The sequence below is a fragment of the Shewanella marisflavi genome, assembly GCF_002215585.1.
GTDB lineage: Bacteria > Pseudomonadota > Gammaproteobacteria > Enterobacterales > Shewanellaceae > Shewanella > Shewanella marisflavi.
The window spans coordinates 2002571-2022085 of record NZ_CP022272.1; the positions used below are offsets into that span (position 1 = coordinate 2002571).

Annotated in this window: 14 protein-coding genes and 2 tRNA genes; 11 read left to right on the forward strand and 5 right to left on the reverse strand. The window is 52.2% G+C overall.

The features are described 5' to 3' along the window. Positions 1–4: 4 nt before the first annotated feature. Positions 5–907 carry a LysR substrate-binding domain-containing protein gene (locus CFF01_RS08695; RefSeq protein WP_088904544.1) on the forward strand — a complete coding sequence of 301 codons (903 nt, stop codon included), beginning with the start codon at positions 5–7 and terminating at the stop codon, positions 905–907. Positions 908–928: 21 nt separating this feature from the next. Here the strand turns inward: CFF01_RS08695 and rnhA are convergent, their stop codons facing one another. Beyond that, positions 929–1399: a ribonuclease HI gene (gene rnhA, locus CFF01_RS08700; protein ID WP_088905916.1), complete on the reverse strand. Its 471-nt coding sequence runs from the start codon at positions 1397–1399 to the stop codon at positions 929–931. A 69-nt stretch (positions 1400–1468) separates the two neighbouring features. On the opposite strand from rnhA, the gene dnaQ reads away from it, so the two are divergent. From dnaQ to CFF01_RS08735, 5 genes are all read left to right on the forward strand, one after another. Then, a complete protein-coding gene (gene dnaQ, locus CFF01_RS08705) occupies positions 1469–2197 on the forward strand; it encodes a DNA polymerase III subunit epsilon (protein ID WP_033538077.1) in 729 nt (242 codons plus the stop codon). Between the two features lie 10 nt (positions 2198–2207). After that, complete coding sequence (locus CFF01_RS08710; protein WP_088904545.1) at positions 2208–3530, forward strand: TIGR03503 family protein; 1323 nt, start codon at positions 2208–2210, stop codon at positions 3528–3530. A gap of 117 nt (positions 3531–3647) precedes the next feature. Beyond that, positions 3648–3724: transfer RNA gene (locus CFF01_RS08715), tRNA-Asp, on the forward strand. A 49-nt stretch (positions 3725–3773) separates the two neighbouring features. Then, positions 3774–3850: transfer RNA gene (locus CFF01_RS08720), tRNA-Asp, on the forward strand. 589 nt (positions 3851–4439) lie between these two features. Next, the gene (locus CFF01_RS08735; RefSeq protein WP_088905917.1) at positions 4440–6320 is read left to right on the forward strand and encodes a cation:proton antiporter; all 1881 of its coding nucleotides are present in this window, start codon (positions 4440–4442) and stop codon (positions 6318–6320) included. A gap of 106 nt (positions 6321–6426) precedes the next feature. Here the strand turns inward: CFF01_RS08735 and fadE are convergent, their stop codons facing one another. Further along, positions 6427–8874: an acyl-CoA dehydrogenase FadE gene (gene fadE / locus CFF01_RS08740; RefSeq protein ID WP_088904546.1), complete on the reverse strand. Its 2448-nt coding sequence runs from the start codon at positions 8872–8874 to the stop codon at positions 6427–6429. Positions 8875–9117: 243 nt separating this feature from the next. On the opposite strand from fadE, the gene CFF01_RS08745 reads away from it, so the two are divergent. Then, complete coding sequence (locus tag CFF01_RS08745) at positions 9118–9909, forward strand: class II glutamine amidotransferase (RefSeq protein WP_033538080.1); 792 nt, start codon at positions 9118–9120, stop codon at positions 9907–9909. A gap of 41 nt (positions 9910–9950) precedes the next feature. On the opposite strand, the gene CFF01_RS08750 is transcribed toward CFF01_RS08745, so the two are convergent. The 3 genes from CFF01_RS08750 to CFF01_RS08760 all read right to left on the reverse strand — a co-directional run bounded on the left by CFF01_RS08750 (position 9951) and on the right by CFF01_RS08760 (position 13008). Next, the gene (locus CFF01_RS08750) at positions 9951–10736 is read right to left on the reverse strand and encodes a DUF3108 domain-containing protein (protein WP_408640515.1); all 786 of its coding nucleotides are present in this window, start codon (positions 10734–10736) and stop codon (positions 9951–9953) included. Between the two features lie 47 nt (positions 10737–10783). Beyond that, positions 10784–11110 (reverse strand): MGMT family protein, encoded by a 327-nt coding sequence (locus CFF01_RS08755; RefSeq protein WP_033538222.1) that lies wholly within the window; start codon positions 11108–11110, stop codon positions 10784–10786. 170 nt (positions 11111–11280) lie between these two features. Further along, on the reverse strand, positions 11281–13008 hold the full coding sequence (locus tag CFF01_RS08760) for an MFS transporter (RefSeq protein ID WP_088904547.1): 1728 nt from the start codon (positions 13006–13008) through the stop codon (positions 11281–11283). A gap of 189 nt (positions 13009–13197) precedes the next feature. Between CFF01_RS08760 and def the strand changes: the two genes are divergently transcribed. From def to CFF01_RS08780, 4 genes are all read left to right on the forward strand, one after another. Beyond that, positions 13198–13689: a peptide deformylase gene (def, locus tag CFF01_RS08765; RefSeq protein ID WP_033538082.1), complete on the forward strand. Its 492-nt coding sequence runs from the start codon at positions 13198–13200 to the stop codon at positions 13687–13689. Positions 13690–13896: 207 nt separating this feature from the next. Then, positions 13897–14643 carry a translesion DNA synthesis-associated protein ImuA gene (imuA, locus tag CFF01_RS08770; protein WP_088904548.1) on the forward strand — a complete coding sequence of 249 codons (747 nt, stop codon included), beginning with the start codon at positions 13897–13899 and terminating at the stop codon, positions 14641–14643. Next, positions 14644–16320 (forward strand): Y-family DNA polymerase, encoded by a 1677-nt coding sequence (locus CFF01_RS08775; RefSeq protein ID WP_088904549.1) that lies wholly within the window; start codon positions 14644–14646, stop codon positions 16318–16320. Next, the gene (locus CFF01_RS08780) at positions 16320–19436 is read left to right on the forward strand and encodes an error-prone DNA polymerase (protein ID WP_088904550.1); all 3117 of its coding nucleotides are present in this window, start codon (positions 16320–16322) and stop codon (positions 19434–19436) included. The genes CFF01_RS08775 and CFF01_RS08780 overlap by 1 nt, the downstream gene beginning before the upstream one ends. Positions 19437–19515 lie beyond the last annotated feature (79 nt).

The following is a 19515-nucleotide window of genomic DNA, read 5'->3' on the forward strand; positions in this document are numbered from 1 at the left end:
TAAAATGAGAATTACCTTAAAGCAATTAGCTATTTTTGAAGCTGTCGCTCGCAGCGGTCAGGTGGCGAAGGCGGCTCAGCGTCTGAACCTCTCGGCGCCAGCGACCTCCATGGCCCTTGGTGAGTTAGAGAAGCAACTCGATACCCGTTTATTTGAACGTGTGGGGAATCGGCTGAGACTCAATGCCCAAGGAAGTCTGCTATTACCGCTGGCCACGCAGACCCTGCAGCAAGTGGAGCAGATAGAACATCTGTTTTCCTCCCCAGAGGCGCAAATGAGCGGCACCTTGAGTGTGGCGGCCAGCTCAACCATAGGCAACTATCTGCTTGCCAAGAGCGCGGTGGCTTTTAGTCAACAATTTACTAACTCTATGGTGGATTTGAACATCGCTAATACTCAGGCGGTGATCGATGCCGTGGTAGAGTTTCGCGCCGAGGTAGGTTTTATCGAGGGCCAATGTCTCGATAGCCGGGTAAGTGTCGAGCCTTGGCATAAAGATAGACTGCTTATCTTCTGTCATCCGGGTCATCCTTTGGCGGGAAAAGTGGTGACACCTGATATGTTGGCCGGACATGCCTGGGTAATGCGGGAGCCGGGATCGGGCACTCGAGATTATTTTATCAATGCTGCCAATGCGCTGGCGATGCGGCCAGTGGAGAAATTTAATTTTTCTACGCCAGATGCCATAAAACAAGCGGTCAGACAAGGTGCCGGACTGGCTGTCTTGTCTGAACTTACCCTTGAAAAGGAGCTTCAGCGAAGGGAACTGGCGTTGATCTCTGTGCCAGAGCTCACCCTGGCGCGCCAGTTTTATAAAATTCGTCATAAGAGCCGTAAGCCGACGGCCCTTTGCAGCGCCTTTGAACTTTTCTGTCAGCGTTTTTTGGCACTGTCGCCGACAAGTTAGGCCTGCTCAACGGGGTTAACCTTATGAGGGGTAGCCGGTATCTATTTCGCTGGGTTTTGCCTCTGCGGCTTCTCGCGCCAGGGTATCACAGCGCTCGTTTTCGATATGACCGGCATGGCCTTTTACCCAGCGCCAATCGATCTGATGTGGCGTGGTTGCCGCATCCAGGCGTTGCCAAAGGTCGACATTTTTAACAGGCTCTTTAGCCGCTGTTAGCCAGCCTCGTTTCTTCCAGCCATGGATCCACTGAGTGATCCCTTGGCGCATATACTGGCTGTCGCTGGTGAGGATGATCCGGCAGGGCTCTTTAAGCGCCTCTAGGGCGACAATAGGGGCTAGCAGCTCCATACGATTGTTGGTGGTTAAGGCAAAACCGCCGCTGAGTTCTTTTACGTGGGCCTTATATTTCATCACCACCCCGTAGCCGCCGGGACCGGGATTGCCCAGGCAAGAACCGTCGGTATAGATTAAGAGTTGTTTCAGTCCGTGCATCAAGTTGCTACCATAGCCAAATATGGACAGCAGTATACCCAAATTTTTTTTATAAAAGCGTGTAATTATATGAATATCATCTCCAATGCTAAGCGCCAAGTGATCCTCGATACCGAAACTACTGGTATGAACCAAGGGGCAGGTGCCGTCTATTTTGGTCATCGTATTATCGAAATAGGCTGTGTCGAGGTGGTGAATCGTAAGCTGACCGGCCGCCATTTTCACGAATACATCAATCCTATGCAGCAGATTGATGAAGAGGCGATCACGGTTCACGGTATAACCAACGAGTTTGTCGCCGATAAGCCGGTATTTGCTCAGATAGCTCCCGCCTTTATCGAATTTATCGACGGCGCCGAGATTGTGGCACATAACGCGAACTTCGACGTGAGCTTCATGGATCATGAATTCTCACTGCTGACGCCGAGAGGGCCAAAGACTTCAGATATCTGTCAGGTACTCGATTCGCTGGAGATCGCCAAATACCTTCATCCAGGGCAAAAGAATAACCTGGATGCTTTGTGTAAGCGTTATGGCATAGATAACTCACGCCGTGAGCTTCACGGCGCACTATTGGATGCCGAGATCCTCGCCGATGTTTACCTGATCATGACCGGTGGCCAGACCAAGTTTGAGTTATCTAATGAAAAGCCGGGTCAAGAGAGCGGTGGGATCATGCGTCTGGATGCCAATCGCGCAAATCTTAAAGTGATCGGCGCAACGGCCGATGAACTGAGTATGCATGAACAAAGATTAGATTTAGTTGCGAAATCAGGACAATGTATCTGGCGAGGATAAACGTCATCCTATGAAAAATTGGCTAGTGTGCGCGATTTTGGCCTCTGGGCTACTGCTGCTTTCCGTCGGCGCTGCCGCTCAGGTAGTTCCTTCGTCTGAGGCCAGTGAGCTAAAAAACCGTTTTCGCATCGATCATATGGTCGATGAGTTGACCCTATTCGTTCAACGCGAATATGGCAGTGCCCCAGTCATAATCGTGCTACCTGATGGTAGTAAGTGGTATGCAACGCGCCATCCAGAATCTGTGCAGTGGGTCGATGGCCTAAGTGGCGATATTATTACCATCAAATCTCCCATGCCGGGTCCTTGGCAACTTTTAGGTAAGGTGGTTAAAGGGTCTAAGATAGACAAGATCTCTAAGTTAGCGATAGAGGTCGAGCCCTTACCTCGGCCGCTCTATCAAGGTGAACGGCTTAAAATTACCGCAAAGCTATTGGGTGATGCGCAGCGTATACGTATGCCTGGGCTCGACTACTTAGTGGATTGGACCGCGAAATTTATCAGCGAGCATAGGCCCGGGGATGAGAACTTTGCTGCCGGCACTCTGATCGTCGGTAGCTACAAGGATAACGGCGAAGGGCTGGATGGTACGCCCGATGACGGCGTTTTTACTGCCAATATCAACCTCAATCAGCCCTGGGGACATTACCGTTATCTGGTGAGTGCCAAGAACAATATTTTCAGTCGAGAGGTTGGCGGGGATATTGAGCTGCTGCCTATGCCTGTGTCTCTCTCTGTGATTACGCCCGACGATCCGCTCACAGGGCGTTGGCAGGTGGAGGTGGCTGTCGATGATGAGCAGTTGGTTTTGGCTAATACCCATTTCGAGTTTGAGTTGGTGGGGCCTGCAGGGCTGCAAATGACGCTGCCAGTACAGACCATTAACAAGAAACGTATGCAGCTGACATTGCCTCAGGTGTCAGAATTTGGCAGCTATCGCATCAAGGGCGTGGTCGCGGCAACATCCGTCTCGGGACGGGAAGTGTTGATCACCTTGCCCGAGCAGTTCTTTAATCTGGTGCCGCCGCCAGAGCCGCCACCGACGGCGGAGGAGTTGGCTGCATTGGCCGCGAAGAAGGCGGCGATCGCCGAAGCCAAGGCGAAAGAGGATGCCATGTTCTGGATCATTACCATCAATATCAGTTTGTTGATCTTAGGTACCATGGCCTTACTGGTATGGCGTAAAAGGCAAAATCTAAAACAAGCATTGGCGGTAACAGCGGCAAGGCTTGAGCAGGAGCGGGCTAAGGAAATTGGGCCAACTCTTGATGAGATTGATTTGACCATGCCGGATGAGACAGATCGCAAAGGCGCAGAGCCGGACAAAAGCTAGTCAAGTTTGCTGATGAAACACTCTGGTTTGGCGAAATTTTAACTGATTAGTTTGTTTCAGAAAAAAAGTTATTGACGGGACTAGGTGGCCTAAGTATTATCCTTCGCAACTTGATGTGGAGCGGTAGTTCAGTTGGTTAGAATACCGGCCTGTCACGCCGGGGGTCGCGGGTTCGAGTCCCGTCCGCTCCGCCAATCAAGTACCTAATTTTGATGAAATGCCAAAGCGTTTTATCCGAGTTTAGGAGCGGTAGTTCAGTTGGTTAGAATACCGGCCTGTCACGCCGGGGGTCGCGGGTTCGAGTCCCGTCCGCTCCGCCAACTACAGCTGAGCCTCGTCAGTAATGACGGTGCTTTTTTGTGTCTGATGTCTTTAACATTGAACGGATTATTTTTCGGGGTGACAGTAGGGTCGTTCAGTTGGTTAGACTCTTTTTGAAAGCATGGCGGCCTGTCACGCCGGGGGTCTCGGGTTCGAGTCCCGTCCGCTGTGCCAACTGCAGCTAAGCCTCGTTAGTAATGACGGGGCTTTTTGTGTCTGATGGCTTTAGCATTGAATGGATTATTTTCCGGGGTGACAGTAGGGTCGTTCAGTTGGTTAGACTCTTGTTGAAAGCATGGCGGCCTGTCACGCCGGGGGTCGCGGGTTCGAGTCCCGTCCGCTGTGCCAACGACAACTAAGCCTCGTCAGTAATGACGGGGCTTTTTTGTATCTCAATATCTCTTCATTTGAATTTGCACAGACTGATAGGTGCTTAGGTTTAGCCTTTTAAGTTGCGCTATACATTTGAGCTAGCAGTGTTATCTTGCAGAAAATGGAATGAGCACACGTCTATCTAATGGCGTGTCTTGACTATACTCATGCTAATTACTGGGCTAGCTTGCCTTGGGCTGTTTAAGGATGAAGATGATGGTAGAGCAGATCACAGGCATGTTGGGCCTAGTGGGGATCTTGTCGATTGTGTGTCAGTGGCTTGGCTGGCGCTTGCGCTTACCGGCGATATTGCCCTTGCTGCTTTGTGGCCTCTTGGTTGGGCCTGTTTTTAATCTGTTGGATCCCGACGCCATATTTGGCGATCTGTTATTTCCTATCATCTCTTTAGGGGTGGCGGTTATCTTGTTTGAAGGGGCCTTAACGCTCAATTTTTCCGAGATCCGCGATCACGGCCGCATGGTCACCCACTTAGTTTCTATTGGCACCTTGGTGACTTGGCTGTGTATCGGTGTGGCGACCCATTTTATTATGGATTTCTCCTGGCAGATGGCCATGCTCTTTGGCGCCTTAGTGGTGGTGACAGGCCCGACCGTGATAGTGCCTATGCTGCGCAGTATCAAGCCCAAATCGCAACTGGCGAGTATTTTACGTTGGGAAGGGATAGTTATCGATCCTATAGGTGCTTTGCTTGCGGTGTTGGTGTTTGAATACCTGGCGGTTGCCGCCGAGCCAGCCAGTCATGTCCTGTTATCTTTAATGTCTATGCTCGCGGTCGGGCTGGGGTTAGGGGCGCTGTTTGGTTACGGTATAGGGGTGATGCTGCGCCGCGCCTGGGTACCCCATTACCTTAAAAATACCGCTGTACTCACTATCATGTTAGGGGCCTTTGTTGGGTCCAATTTGTTGCAGGAAGAATCAGGCTTGCTGACGGTTACTGTCATGGGGATCTGGTTAGCCAATATGCGCGGGGTCGACATCGCAGAGATCATCGAGTTTAAAGAAACACTGACCGTGCTGTTTATTTCGGGCCTGTTTATTTTGCTAGCGGCCAGGCTAGATTCTAACGCCCTGATGCAGTTGGGGTGGCAAGGGCTGGCACTATTGCTAGTGGTGATGTTTATCGCGCGGCCACTAAGCGTTTGGTGCTGCGCTATTGGCACTTCACTGCCTAGGGCCGATAAGTGGTTTTTAAGTTGGGTGGCACCTAGGGGGATAGTCGCCGCGGCGGTATCGTCACTGTTTGCCATAAAACTTGAGCGCCTTGGCGTGGCGGGCGCCGATAAGATAGTGCCGCTGGTATTTTTGATCATCATAGGTACTGTGGTGGCTCAAAGCCTGACGGCCGGAGCATGGGCGCGGTTTTTGGGGGTACAGGCGGGCTCGGCTCAGGGGCTGCTGATTTTTGGTGCGTCCAAGTTTGCCAGGGCTCTGGCCAAAGTCTTGATCCAAAAGAATGTGCAGGTGGTACTCGCCGACAATAACTGGGACAACATACGTCTGTCACGCATGGACAATATTCCTGTCTATTTTGGGAATCCCACTTCTGAGCATGCCGACAACGCGTTAGATCTGGGCGGCGTTGGGCGCCTTTTGGTTTTGTCTCCCTATCGTCAGCTCAATCCCTTAGTGACTTTTCATTTTCAGGATATTCTTGGGAAGAATAAAGTATTTGGCTTAAGCAGTGGTGAAGGCAACAGCGCTCGTCATCAGCTTTCTGAGGCTTATCTTAAACGCTTGTGTCTGTTTGGTGATAACGTGACCTATGCAAGGCTCGCCAGCATCATGGCCAAGGGGGGCAAGATAAAGAGTACCAGCTTAACCGAGAACTTTACCTTCGCCGACTTTAAGCAGCGTTACGGTGAAGGTGCCTTACCTTTAATTTATTTGCAGGAGGGCAAGGTTAAGCTGATCACCGAGGCGGTTGATACCTTGCCTGTGGGCATAGAGTTGATCAGTCTATTGCCTGAAGAGGCTCTGATGGAGGCTCAGTTAGCCGATGAGAAGAAAGAGCAAGAACAGAGCCCAAACCTTGATGAGCCACAGCCGTTAGTGACCAAAGAGGAAGCGGCCGGTTAAGTGGTGAGATAGGGCCGCAGCGAGGCGCCCTTAGGTTCTCATTGACATTGCGGGCAACAAAAAAGGAGGCTATGGCCTCCTTTTTTCATCTTAAGCCATCTGGTTTTCAGGCGGCTTGGTGCTGGGTCTCATCACTTAAGGTTTGTGCCCTAAGCTCAGCAGGATCGAAGTCGTCGACATTGATTGACTTCATGCGGCCTATCTCGGCTCGCTCAAGCAGAGCCACTTCCTCATCACTCAAAATCCCCAGCGCTTTGCCTTCGGCGGCTAACTTATCCAGCCACATGAAGGGGTGACGCTTGCCCGTTGCCTTGCAGATCTTATCGTGTAGCGGCTCACAAGCGAGGATATCTTTAAAGGTTTGTTCTTGGATACCCACTGCGTTGAACTGCGATGGGGTCCAGAACTGGCCCTTGCCCAAGCGCTCACGGCTAGCACATGGGGTTTGCATGATCTTAGCCACTTTATGATCCAGAACATCGCTTGGGCGCTTCAGCGGACGACCAAATGGGAACAGGATAACCCTTAACACGCGGCCCAGGCCCATAGGGAAGTTGTTAAGCAGATCGTCCAGCGAGTCTTGCAGCTTGTACAAGGCATCTTCCACGGCCCACTGTACCAAAGGTAGATCTTCAGTTTGGCGTCCTTCATCTTGATAGCGTTTCAAGGTGGCTGAGGCTAAGTAGAGCTGACTTAAGAGATCGCCCAGACGGGCAGAGACACGCTCTTTACGCTTGAGACCGCCGCCAAGAGTTGCCATGGCGAGATCCGATAGCAATGCCAGGTTAGCGCTGAAACGGTTCATGTGCTGGTAGTAACGCTTGGTTTTATCCCCGTATGGGCTGCTTGAGAAGTAGCTCGAGGTCAGACCCAACCAGAAACTGCGTACCAGGTTGCTGGTAGTAAAGCCGATGTGGCCAAATAGCGCCGAGTCAAAATCGTTCAATGCTTTGTTTGGATCTGGATCGAAGGCCGACTCCATCTCTGCCAGTACGTAAGGATGGCAACGAATTGCTCCTTGACCATAGATAATCATAGAGCGGGTTAAAATGTTGGCCCCTTCTACGGTAATGGCGATAGGTGCCGCCTGGTAGCCACGGCCCAGGTAGTTGTTTTCACCCAGACAGACCCCTTTACCGCCGTGAATGTCCATGGCGTCGATGACGCACTTTTGCATTCTGTCGGTCAGGTGATACTTAACGATGGCAGAGATAACCGAAGGTTTCTCGCCAAGATCGATCCCCGTGGTGGTGAGCGTGGTGACGGCATCCATCAGGTAGGCATTACCGCCGATGCGCGCCATAGGCTCTTCGATCCCCTCAAGCTTACCGATAGGCAGCTTGAACTGGCGACGAATTCGGGCATAAGCACCGGTTGCAACGGCAGCTGTCTTTACACCACCTGCTGAGTTAGAGGGTAGGGTGATACCACGACCCACTGACAGACACTCAACCAGCATGCGCCAGCCCTGACCCGCCATCTCTGGGCCGCCTATGATGAAGTCGAGCGGTACAAATACCTCTTTGCCTCGTGTCGGTCCGTTTTGGAACATACAGTTAAGCGGGAAGTGACGACGACCGGTTTCAACGCCGGGGATATCTGTTGGGATCAAGGCGCAGGTGATACCCAGCTCTTCCTTGTCGCCAAGCAACTTGTCGGGATCTTGCAGCTTAAAGGCCAGTCCCAGTACGGTCGCGATCGGAGCCAGGGTGATGTAACGCTTGTTCCAGGTCAGTTTCATCCCCAGTACTTCTTCACCTTGCCACTGGCCCTTACAGACGATACCAAAATCTGGGATCGCGCCGGCATCTGAACCTGCTTCGGGACTGGTAAGGGCAAAACAAGGTACTTCCAATCCTTTGGCCAGACGTGGCAAGTAATGGTCTTGCTGCGCGGGTGTGCCGTAGTGTTGTAGGAGTTCACCAGGGCCTAATGAGTTAGGTACACCAACGGTGGAAGCCAGTTCGCTGCTAACGCCGGCTAATTTTTGCAGTACGCGGGATTGAGCATAGGCAGAGAATTCCAGACCACCGTATTTTTTCTTGATGATCATGGCAAAGAAGCCGTTGTCCTTCAGGTATTGCCAGATAGATTCAGGCAGATCGCCCAATTGATGTGACACTTGATGCTGGTTCAGCATCTTACAGACTTCTTCTACAGGGCCGTCAATAAAGGCTTGCTCTGCCGCGGTAAGGCGCGCCATTGGATAGTTGTGTAGCTTTTTCCAGTTAGGTTTACCGGCGAAAAGATCGGCTTCCCACCAAGTGGTGCCGGCCTCAATGGCTTCTTTTTCGGTCGATGACATTTCAGGCATGATCCCCTTATAAAGCTTTAGTAGCGGGCGAGTGATCACGCTTTTTCTGAAGGCGCCAATGTTAAGGGGCAGGGCGATGGCGAGAAACACCAGCCAAGCTAAGGGGGAAATGCTCGCTGTTGCCGTCCCCACCACCATCACAACAGCCGCAATGATAGTCGAGGTAAGCAGGGACACTCTTAGATAGGCTAAAGCACCTAATGCAAAGAGCATCACAAAAATCCAAAGTAAGCTAGTCACGGTTAATCTCCTTCAATAGCGACCGAAAGCTGCTCTATGTCAGCATTTTTTATATGACCGTCATCACAATTATAGATGGTGGTCAGACCTGTGTCGCATAAAATCTAACCCCTTGGCGGGTTTTATACAAGCATTTTTCAAACAATCGTTTAACTTTTTTTGTTTTAGCGAGCATTCCACAATGGGGGCCAACTAGTTAGAATAAATTGAGATACGTAATAGTGACCTAAGGTGTGTTTTTTTATGTGTGAGTTGCTGGCCATGAGTGCCAATGTGCCAACCGATATAGTGTTCAGTTTTACTGGATTGGCCGAGCGTGGTGGTGTCACAGGTCCTCATGTTGATGGTTGGGGGATCACCTTCTACGAGGGTAAGGGAAGCCGCACCTTTAAAGATGCATCACCAAGCAGTCAGTCCCATGTGGCGCAGTTGATCAAATCTTACCCGATAAAGAGTGAGGTCGTGGTGAGCCATATCCGTCAGGCTAATCGTGGCTGTGTATCGCTGGAAAACACTCATCCTTTTACCCGTGAGCTGTGGGGACGTTACTGGACCTATGCCCACAATGGTCAGCTGAGTGATTATCTTGAAAAGTTTGTGGTTAGTCGTTATCAGCCGGTCGGCGACACCGACAGTGAGTTGGCATTTTGCTGGATCTTAGAAAAGGTGGTTGAACGTTTTGGCGAGCAGGCCCCCGAAGATCTCTTGCCCGTCTATCAGTTTATTGCCGAACTTGCCGATGAGATCCGCGCCTTAGGGGTGTTTAACATGATCTTAAGTGACGGCGAGCATTTGATGAGCTATTGCAGCAATAATCTTTGCCATATTACCCGGCGTGCGCCCTTTGGTAAGGCGAAGCTTATCGATACCGATGTGGTGATCGATTTCGATAAAGAAACGACTCCCAATGATATCGTGACCGTTATTGCGACGCGACCACTAACCGACAATGAAAACTGGCAGATATTACAACCGGGTGAGTGGAAGCTCTTTTCTCGGGGGGAGCTCCTATTGAGTCAAGCGGTAAACGACTAGTCGTTATAGAGAAAGGGGCCGTTGGCCCCTTTTTGATAAGGTTATGGCTGGGCCTGTTTGTCACTTTGCACCTTGGCCTGTTCCTTGGTTTGTTCATCAGTCTGCACCATGGTGGGCGCACTGTATTGATAATTGAGAAGCGTGATGTCCAGCTGCTTGTCTCCCTTTTCAAAATGGGTGAGCCTGATTGGCAGGTAGCCTAGCTTGGGTGACATCCAGAAGAAGGTCTGGCGTTTGTCGTTGTCGCGCACGACTTCTATTTTGACTGTCTCATAGGTACCGCTGGGGAGCACCATACGCTCTTTACCGATCACCTTAAAATCATATTCGTCAATTTCACCGCTCTTGAGCATCTTATAATGCAATTTGTCGGTGCCCTGCATGATGTCGAGCCTAAACTGTAGTTGTGCCATGAGAGGATCGTAGAGATCTGGCGTGTAGGGGAATTTGGCCCGCTCATCCTTGTAGTGACTGTGTACCAACTGCTGATCCAGTACATAGGCTGCTTGCTCCTGATAGTCAGAGCCTGTGCCACTGCGACTGTGGGTGTAGCGCATTGGCATCAGTTGCTCACCCTGCTTTTTGAAGGTGCTGATCACTGTGCGCTTATCCCATAACACCAAGAGGCTGATATCGCTGTCGAAGCGGTACTGATACAGGTTATCCTCAGGAGCGGGTAATTGATAGCGCGCCTTACCCAGCTCTATGCTGCCATAGTTTACCTGGTATTCAGCCGTGTGTGGTGTCAACGGGTGCTCGTTGGCATTGGCATTGGCATTGGCATTGGCGTGGGCGTTGAGCGCGACGCTGAAGAAACCTGAAATGATCAATGCAGACTTAAATATCGACAAGGCTTTCTCCCGCTTTAGGTAAGTTAAAAGGGTAATGCAAACATTAAGGTAGCAAGATCTGGCTGCCACTCATATTTTGACAGTTTAACCTTACCACGGTTCACTTCTATCGCTTCACTTCTTAATTTTTGCAGCTGCTCGATAAAATGGGGACTGGTTTCGGGAAAGGCGATCTTGCCTTGGCTATTGATCACCCTGTGCCAAGGTAGTTGCAGGGTCTCGGGCGCCATCTTAAGGGCGCGGGACACATAACGGGCTCGCCCTGGCAGGCCCGCCAGATCGGCGATTTTGCCATAGGAGCTGACGTGACCTTCGGGGATCAGGGCAACTACGTGCCATATTTTCGCCATCGGCGATAGTGCGCTCTGGTTCAATCTTACTCCGTCAAGCCATGAAGCAGGCAAATTCAGTAGTTATCTACTGAGAGTAAACCAGTTTTTTAAGAATTTCTAAGATAAAAGCATGGATATCGTCTGGCGCTGCACCTGATAAGCCAGATGCAGCGCCATTTACGAAGGGGTTAGCTTACTTCTACGGCAGATTCTGTTGGAAGGCTGTTTGAGAGCGTTTGCTGTTTGGCACCAAAGCGGTGGAACATGACTAGGCCGATGGCGGCAAGTAGGCCGAATCCTCCTATGATGTACCACATCAGCGCCGGTTGTTCCGCGCCTTTAGCGACCTCGGCATAGAGGTAACCAGACAGCGGGCCTGCCAGCAAAAAGCCAATGGCTGAGGAGACAAAATAGTAGCCCATAAACATGGCTTTTTTATCTTCAGGGGCAAAGCTGGCGACATACTCTTGACTCTTGGGAGAGGCGACCATCTCACCGACAGAGAAGACTAAGATAGAGGTCAGTACCATAGCGCCGCCCATAAGCAGGCCGTGGGCTAGGCCCCCAAGGGCGGTCCCCAGTGCCAGGATCAGCGTGCCGGCAACCAATACCGGCAGTGGACTGAACTTCTCGGCGATACGGCTGACCATTACCTGCATCAGCACGATGGAGAGAAAGTTGAGCCCGATAAGGTATTCTGGATTCACCTGACGATATTGCTGGGCAAACTGTTGGCTATATTGGCTCGCGAGCTCAGGGTGCTCGGCGATGGCGCGCAGGGCGTCACCCAATGCCTCCTTTGGGATCATCACCTTGGCATGCACCAGGTCAAAATAGGCCTGTGACAGGCTCAGGCTACCCAAAGCGTAGCCCTTGGCGGCGCCTAGAAGCTCGTCGCTCAGTAGGCTGAGATCTACCGGGGCGAAGAAGTCGAGCAGAGACGGCCAAGCGGCGAGCATTGAGACCAGATCTGAGGTATCAACAAAGTCACGAATATAAATAGGCAGGGTGATAAAGATCTGCTGATAGACCATCCAGAAACCAGACAGAATAAGCAGATAGATCACAAAGGATTTATTCCCCAAGGCAATTTTTTGTTTATACCAGGGAGCCTTGCTGTCGGCCTTGGCCAGTGTATTCCAAATAAAGTGCAGGCTAAACCAGATAATATAGATAAGCAGGCATTGCTCACCGTCGATCCATTTGGCGCCGTAGGACATCAAGATCACTAAGGTGCCGAAAAACAGCAGGGCGAAACGGGCATTGCCCAGTACCTGTTGAATGTCCATCAGTACCTGAGAAAGTGACTTACCGCGTTGCTGGTGGGGATCGGTTGGCTCCTTGTAGACAAAGAGCGCCGGAATAAAGTTAATACCAATCCAAATGGCCGACATGATGAAGACCCAGTCCCAGCTAATTGCGCGCACATAGCCGGCAATAAAGGGGCCGAGGAAACCTCCGACATTGACCATCATATAAAAGATGCCAAAACCCAAGCCTCGATTGGTGTGGTCTGTGGTGCGTGCCACTGTGCCTGTCACCACGGGCTTAAAGCAGGCGGCGCCGATGGCGACGCCCATGAAGGCGATAAAGAAGCCGCTGAAACTGCTCACCTGACCTAGTAAGAAGTAGCTGGGACACATGATGGCATAGGCCAGTAGAAACATCTTGCGGTAGCCATAGCGATCGGCCAGGGCACCAGTAAGTACAGGAAAGAGGTAGAGAAAGAAGGGGATCATCCCCTGCAGTAGGCCGCGCTCTTGCTCACTAAAGCCTAAGCCTCCCTGGTGAGCAGGAGAGGTCATATAGAGAGAGGAGAGCGTAAAGAAGCCATACCAGGCGAGTCGCTCGAAGATCTCCATGGTGTTGGCCACATAAAAGGTACTTGGCAAAGGGGTACGTTTCAGGTTTGACATTCTTATTCTCGTATATTGTATACAGTTTATGGTTTCATGCTATCGGCTACGCTGATGAATTACAAGTCAATCGGGGGCACGGTTTGGCTTTGCAGGGATGAAAACCATGGGTTTGCAGTTGCCTTTAATGTGATTTAGGTCATAATGGCGCCACTTTTTAGCCATTTTTAAGAGCCAGAACCGCACACTATGCCTGTACTCGATATATTGACCATTCCCGATGAGCGCCTGAAACGTAAGGCAAAGCCTGTAGAAGATGTCACCGCCGTGCAAGGTTTTATCGATGATCTGATCGAAACCATGTATCACACGGATGACGGTATTGGGCTGGCAGCTACCCAGGTGGGCAGTGAGCATGCCATCTTGGTTATTGACCTCTCTGAAGATCGCGATCAACCCCTAGTGCTGATCAACCCAGAGTTTGTTGAGCGCTCAGGCGAGATAGTGGGTGAGGAAGCTTGCCTGTCAATTCCGGGTTATCGCGCCAAGGTGAGCCGTTTCGAGCAGGTTAAGGTTAAGGCGCTTGATCGTCAGGGAGAGGCCTTTGAGATAGAGAGCGATGATTTCCTGGCTATCGTATTGCAACATGAGATGGATCATCTCGACGGTAAAGTTTTCATCGAACATCTGTCGCCGCTCAAGCAGCAGATCGCGTTGAAGAAGGTTAAGAAGTACCGTTAACCCAAGGCTCAGCCGATAAAACCACCTTAGGGTGGTTTTTTTGTGCCTGTCCGCCGCTGGCGCCTAAAAAATGAGCCGTCAGTGTGACTGATCTTAGTGTTTCTCTCTTGCGATCTGGCCAATTATAAATATACTGTGTTTATATACAGTATTATTGTTTTTGGCTTAGCTTAACTTGTAGGTAAGCCGACTAAGAGTGGGTGTATTATGGCCTTGGCAGATCCTCAACTTGAACGTTTGCTCGAACGTGCCGATCTCTGGCGCGGTGATGCCTATTATCCCGGACCGTTGGGTCAAGATAGCGGTTATCCCGAGCTTAATCGTTATCTGGGGCATGGGGGCTGGCCGGCCCATGGACTGTGCGAGATCTTCTATAGCTGTGAGGGTATAGGCGAGCTAAGCCTTGTGCTCCCCCTTATGCGCCGATTAATTCCCAGCCGTTCGCGGCAAAGCGGTGCTGCAAGTCTGGTGAGTCTGGTGGCGCCGCCACATGTGCCTTACCCTCAGCAGCTGCTTATGCAGGGTATAGATGTCAGCCGTCTGTTGTGGGTGGATACCCAGGTGCCTAAAGAGCAGCTGTGGGCGCTCGAACAGATCTTAACCAGCGGCGTATCTCCCTTGGTGTTATGTTGGCTCGATCAGCTCAGCACGAGTCAGGCCAGACGTTTGCAACTTGCCTGTGAGAAGGGAGAGAGCCTGTGTGTCTGTTATCTACCGAGTAAGCTCAAGGTGCAGCCACATCCTGTGCCGCTACGGCTAGCCCTGCAGCCAGAGCTGGCGGGGAAGTCCTCTGCTTTCGCCACTCAGGTGGATATTCTTAAGCGCCGTGGTGGCTGGCCTGCGCCTAAGTTTAGCTTGTCTTTGCTACCTGAACTGCTGGCGCAGAGTCTGAAGGGCGATACGCCTTCGTCTCTGGCGGGAGGACAGGTTGTGCAAGGGCCCTGGAGCACTTAGATGTTGTGGCTGGCGGTATATTTTCCCCATTGGCTACTTCAATATCAAAGCTACCATCAGGGGATAGAGCCTGGCGCGGCATTGGCTCTTTATGAGCGTCAATCGAGCCAAATATTGCTCAGTTCTCAGGCAGCAGCCAACCAAGGGGTAGAGGTGGGCCAGAGCATCGCCACGGCGCAGACCCTCTGCCCATCACTGCAGCTATTGACCTATGATAATAGCCTCAGTCAGAGCGCCAGCGATTGGCTGTGTCAATGGAGTTATGCTTATAGCGCCAGAGTGGTGCCCATGGTGTGTCCCTTCGATGGGAGCAAGCGAGATGATCAGCTACAGGTGACAGATACTTTGTTGTTTGAGGTGGGCTCCATGGTGAAAGTCTTTGGCAGTTTAAATCAGCTGTTAAGGCAATATCATAGCGCCGCAGTCGCTTATGGTCTCGAATGTCAGTTTGCCTTAGCTCAGAATCCCTTGCTGGCACAGTTGGGGGCCAGATATCAGCCCATGTCGTGGCCGGAGCGGCTCATATTCACTCAAAAAGATGTGACCCTTGAGGCTAAAGCGGGGGAGGAAGTCGCCCAAGCAGCTGACGCACAGGCCCGTGTTGGCGAGGAGGAAAACACACAGCAGGTCTTGCCTCAAGTGACTCTAATGCAGCTGGCGCCTCTGGCTATCTCAGCCTTACCCTTACCGCTCTCGGTGCAGCGCGCCTGTGAAAACATGGGGCTAACACAGACGCAGGAGTTACTCGCCTTGCCCCTGAGTGAGTTGGGTGAACGCTTTGGAGAGGCGATGCTGACCCTACTTGCCCAGCTTAAAGGTCAGTTACCTCAGGTGCACAGATTCTATCAACCGCCCGAGAGCTATCAGCATAAGCTTGCCTTGCTCTATGAGGTGAGTCATCTCGAAGGACTGGCGTTTCCACTGAGTCGCATGCTCGCAACCTTATCGAGCTATCTTATGCAGCGTCAGCAGGCAGTATTGGCTTTACGTTTGACCTTAGTGTTTCGCGACCTGACGATGACGCCGCTGCGCTGCGATATCCGCTATCCTTTTGCCGAGCACAGGGCCGATGCCTTGCTCAAGCTGTGCCGCGTGCAGCTCGACAGCTTGTCCTTAGCGGCGCCCGTGATCAGCCTGGAGGTCGAAGCCGATACCTTAGTCGCGCTGGCGGTACAAACCCCTAACTGGTACCAGAGTCAGGGCAAGTCAGATGTGAGTATGCGGCTGTTATCTCTGCTTGAGGCTCGCTTGGGCGCCGAGAAGGTGAAGGGCGTTAGCAATTGCAGCCATCATCTTCCTGAACACAGTTGGCAGAGCCGCTCCTTTTCACAATGGCGCCAGACGCCCCAAGGTGCAGCTTGGCAAAGCAGTCATGAGTGCGCCGAGCCCAAGGCCAGTTATCAGGGAAAGACACGTGCTCTGAGTGAGAGTGCGGGGTTGCAAGTTGATCTGGCCCAGGGGAGCTGTGATGGGCGAATCCGCCCCAGCTGGTTGCTGCGTCAGCCAGAACCTATCTTGCCAGAACAAGTGACTCTGCTAAAGGGACCCGAGCGCCTGCTCTCTCCCTGGGGGAATGAGGCGCCGCGAGATTATTACCTGGCTCAAATGGAGCAAGGTGGACTGTGCTGGGTGTTTCGCACGCCTCAGGGGTTATTTTTACAGGGATGGTTTGCTTAATGTACGCCGAGCTGCATGCACTCTCTAATTACAGCTTCCTGCGCGGCGCCTCCCATCCCCATGAGCTGGTGGAGCAGGCCAGCCTGCTGGGCTATCAGGCGCTGGCATTGACCGATGAATGTTCCTTTGCCGGGGTGGTGAAGGCTCACGAAGCGGCCAAGCGCTGCGATCTTAAATTGATCTTAGGTGCCGAGTTTCATCTCGATGAGGGCCTGTTCGTCCTGCTGGCACCCAGCCGCGTAGCCTATGGGGAGATCAGCGCACTGATCACCCAGGCAAGACGCAGTCAGGGAAAGGGGGAGTACAAGGTGAGTCTCAATAGCCTCTTGAAACAGCAAGAGAGCCTAGTGTTATGGCGGCCTCCTTCCTTGGCCCAATTTCAGCTAACGCTTAGCACTGCGTTGGATGAGGGAGAACTGCTGGTGGTATATCAGGAACATCTGCGACAGATTGGCGCAGAGCTAAAGCGGGCGTTTTCAACCCGGTTGCACCTCTTGATGGAGCGGCTCTTGTTGCCGGGCGAAGCGCTTCACTTGCAATTGTGGCAAAGACTGGGCGAGGTGCTGACCATTCCCTGTGTTGCCACAGGTGGCGTACGGATGCATGACGCTTCTCGTCAGCCACTGCTTGATGTACTCACCTGCATTGCTCATGGGCGGGATCTCGACAGTGGGGCGGCCCTATGTTCTATCAATGCCGAGGCGAGCCTTAAACCCATTGCGGCGCAATATAAGCGTTATCCTCAGGCCTGGATAGACAAGGGGCTTGCACTGGCGCGCCAGTGTCACTTCTCTTTAGATGAGCTTAAGTATGAATACCCCGCGGAGGTGGTACCGGCTGGCATGCAGGCCTGTGAGTACCTGGCCCAAGCCGTGAGAGAGGGGGCCAAGCGGCGCTTTCCCGAGGGGGTGCCTGACAAGGTCAGGTTGCAGTATGAAAAGGAGTTAACGCTTATCAAGGCGATGGGTTATGAATATTTCTTCTTGACCATCTATGACATCGTTTGCTTTGCCAAGTCACAGCAGATTCTGCATCAGGGGCGGGGCTCGGCAGCCAACTCTGTGGTGTGCTACTGCTTGGGGATCACTGAGGTTGACCCCACCAAGATTAACATGTTGTTCGAGCGTTTCATCTCTAAAGAGCGTAATGAGCCGCCGGATATCGATGTGGATTTTGAGCATGAACGGCGCGAGGAGGTGATTCAATATATTTATCGCAAGTATGGCCGGGAGCGGACTGCCCTGGCAGCGGCGGTGATCTGCTATCGCTTTAAGAGTGCCATGGGTGATGTGGGCAAGGTGTTGGGGATAGATGCCGAGCAGATCGCCATTATGATAAAAAAGATCGATCGCCGCGATCCCAAGCAGCATTGGACTGCTCAACTCGCCGCCATGCTACCAGAGTCGGGGCGAGGGCGTATGCTACTGCCGCTGGTGCAGAGCCTTATCGGATTTCCTCGTCATCTGTCGCAGCATGTGGGTGGCTTTATTATCTCAGCCGGCCCCTTGTCTGAGTTGGTGCCGATTGAGAATGCGGCCATGGTCGATCGCACTGTGATCCAGTGGGATAAGGATGATCTTGAGAGCCTTGGCTTGCTAAAGGTTGATATTCTGGCGCTGGGCATGTTGACGGCGATCCGTAAAACCTTCGCCCTGTTAAGTACACCTGAGCGTCCCTTTACCATGGCCGATCTGGAGTGGGAACAAGCCGAGGTTTATGCCATGTTGCAGGCTGGCGATAGCATAGGGGTGTTTCAGATCGAATCTCGGGCACAGAGTGCCATGTTGCCCAGATTAAAACCCGCTTGTTATTACGATCTTGTGGTGCAGATTGCCATCGTCAGGCCGGGTCCTATTCAAGGTGATATGGTGCATCCCTATCTGCGTCGCCGCGATGGACTGGAGACTGTGGAATATCCCAGCCCTGAGGTGCAGTCAGTGCTGTCGCGCACCATGGGGGTGCCTATCTTTCAGGAGCAGGTGATCCAACTGGCCATGGTGGCGGCCGGATTTAGCGGTGGTGAGGCCGATCAGCTGCGCCGGGCGATGGCGAGCTGGAAGCGGACCGGTGAACTGGCACAGTTTGAAACCAAGCTCCTTAACGGCATGGCGAAACGGGGTTATAGCAAGAGCTTTGCCGAGCAGATTTATCGGCAGATTAAAGGGTTTGGCGAGTATGGTTTTCCCGAATCTCATTCTGCCAGTTTTGCCTTGCTGGCCTATGCGTCGGCCTACCTTAAGTATCATTACCCGGCGGCGTTTTGCTGCGCCTTACTCAACAGCCAGCCAATGGGTTTTTATAGCCCGTCGCAGTTAATTCAGGATGTACAGCGCCATGGGGTGATGGTGTTGCCTGTGTGTGTGAATCACAGTGATTGGGACAATCGTTTGGTGGAGATTGAAGCGGAGCAGGGGGCGGCGATTCGTCTAGGATTTCGCCAGGTGAAGGGGCTGCAACAGGCCGATATTGACCGATTGCTTAAGGCGCGTCCCGAGACAGGTTTTACCCGGGTCGAGCAGTTGTATGAGATCGGACTCTCTTCTGCCTGCCTGACGCTGCTTGCCAGTGCCGATGCTCTGCTTACTGTGGCTGGGCACAGGTATCAGGCGCGTTGGCAGTTGAGTGCGTACCAGCCGAGTCTGCCGCTGTTTGATGATTTACCCCCTGTGAGCAGTCAGGTAGTGTTGGCTGCGCCGAGTGAGATGGCTGCCATGCAGAGCGACTATCGCCACCTTGGTTTGAGTCTGGGCCGTCATGTGATAGCGCAGCTCAGAGAGCGGGGAGAGCTAAAGGAGTGTTTAAGCGCGGCCCAATTGGTGGATTGCCGTCATGGTCAGTTGGTACATGTCGCCGGCGTGGTAGTGGGGCGTCAGCGTCCGGGTACCGCCTCGGGGGTGACCTTTGTGACCCTAGAGGATGAGACGGGTAACATCAATGTGATCGTATGGAGTGCAACGGCCAGGGCGCAGCGTCAGCCTTTTTTGACATCAAAAATATTAAAGGTAGTGGGCATACTTGAGACCCAATCTGGGGTGAGTCATATCATTGCGGGCAGATTAATAGATGTTTCTACTATGGTGAATAATTTTGAGCCAAAAGCGAGAGACTTTCGCTAGCTTGCTTAACATGTCGTAAATACTCGTTAATTTATGTCGACGCCAGGCTAACCTCACTCGCCTGGCTAGGGTATACTGG

Coding starts and splice junctions, on each gene's coding strand:
- CFF01_RS08695 (WP_088904544.1), top strand. CDS start 5: ATGAGAATTACCTTAAAGCAATTAGCTATTTTTGAAGCTGTCGCTCGC.
- CFF01_RS08735 (WP_088905917.1), top strand. CDS start 4,440: ATGGTAGAGCAGATCACAGGCATGTTGGGCCTAGTGGGGATCTTGTCG.
- CFF01_RS08710 (WP_088904545.1), top strand. CDS start 2,208: ATGAAAAATTGGCTAGTGTGCGCGATTTTGGCCTCTGGGCTACTGCTG.
- CFF01_RS08775 (WP_088904549.1), top strand. CDS start 14,644: ATGTTGTGGCTGGCGGTATATTTTCCCCATTGGCTACTTCAATATCAA.
- CFF01_RS08745 (WP_033538080.1), top strand. CDS start 9,118: ATGTGTGAGTTGCTGGCCATGAGTGCCAATGTGCCAACCGATATAGTG.
- CFF01_RS08780 (WP_088904550.1), top strand. CDS start 16,320: ATGTACGCCGAGCTGCATGCACTCTCTAATTACAGCTTCCTGCGCGGC.
- imuA (WP_088904548.1), top strand. CDS start 13,897: ATGGCCTTGGCAGATCCTCAACTTGAACGTTTGCTCGAACGTGCCGAT.
- rnhA (WP_088905916.1), bottom strand. CDS start 1,399: ATGCACGGACTGAAACAACTCTTAATCTATACCGACGGTTCTTGCCTG.
- def (WP_033538082.1), top strand. CDS start 13,198: ATGCCTGTACTCGATATATTGACCATTCCCGATGAGCGCCTGAAACGT.
- CFF01_RS08760 (WP_088904547.1), bottom strand. CDS start 13,008: ATGTCAAACCTGAAACGTACCCCTTTGCCAAGTACCTTTTATGTGGCC.
- dnaQ (WP_033538077.1), top strand. CDS start 1,469: ATGAATATCATCTCCAATGCTAAGCGCCAAGTGATCCTCGATACCGAA.
- CFF01_RS08755 (WP_033538222.1), bottom strand. CDS start 11,110: ATGGCGAAAATATGGCACGTAGTTGCCCTGATCCCCGAAGGTCACGTC.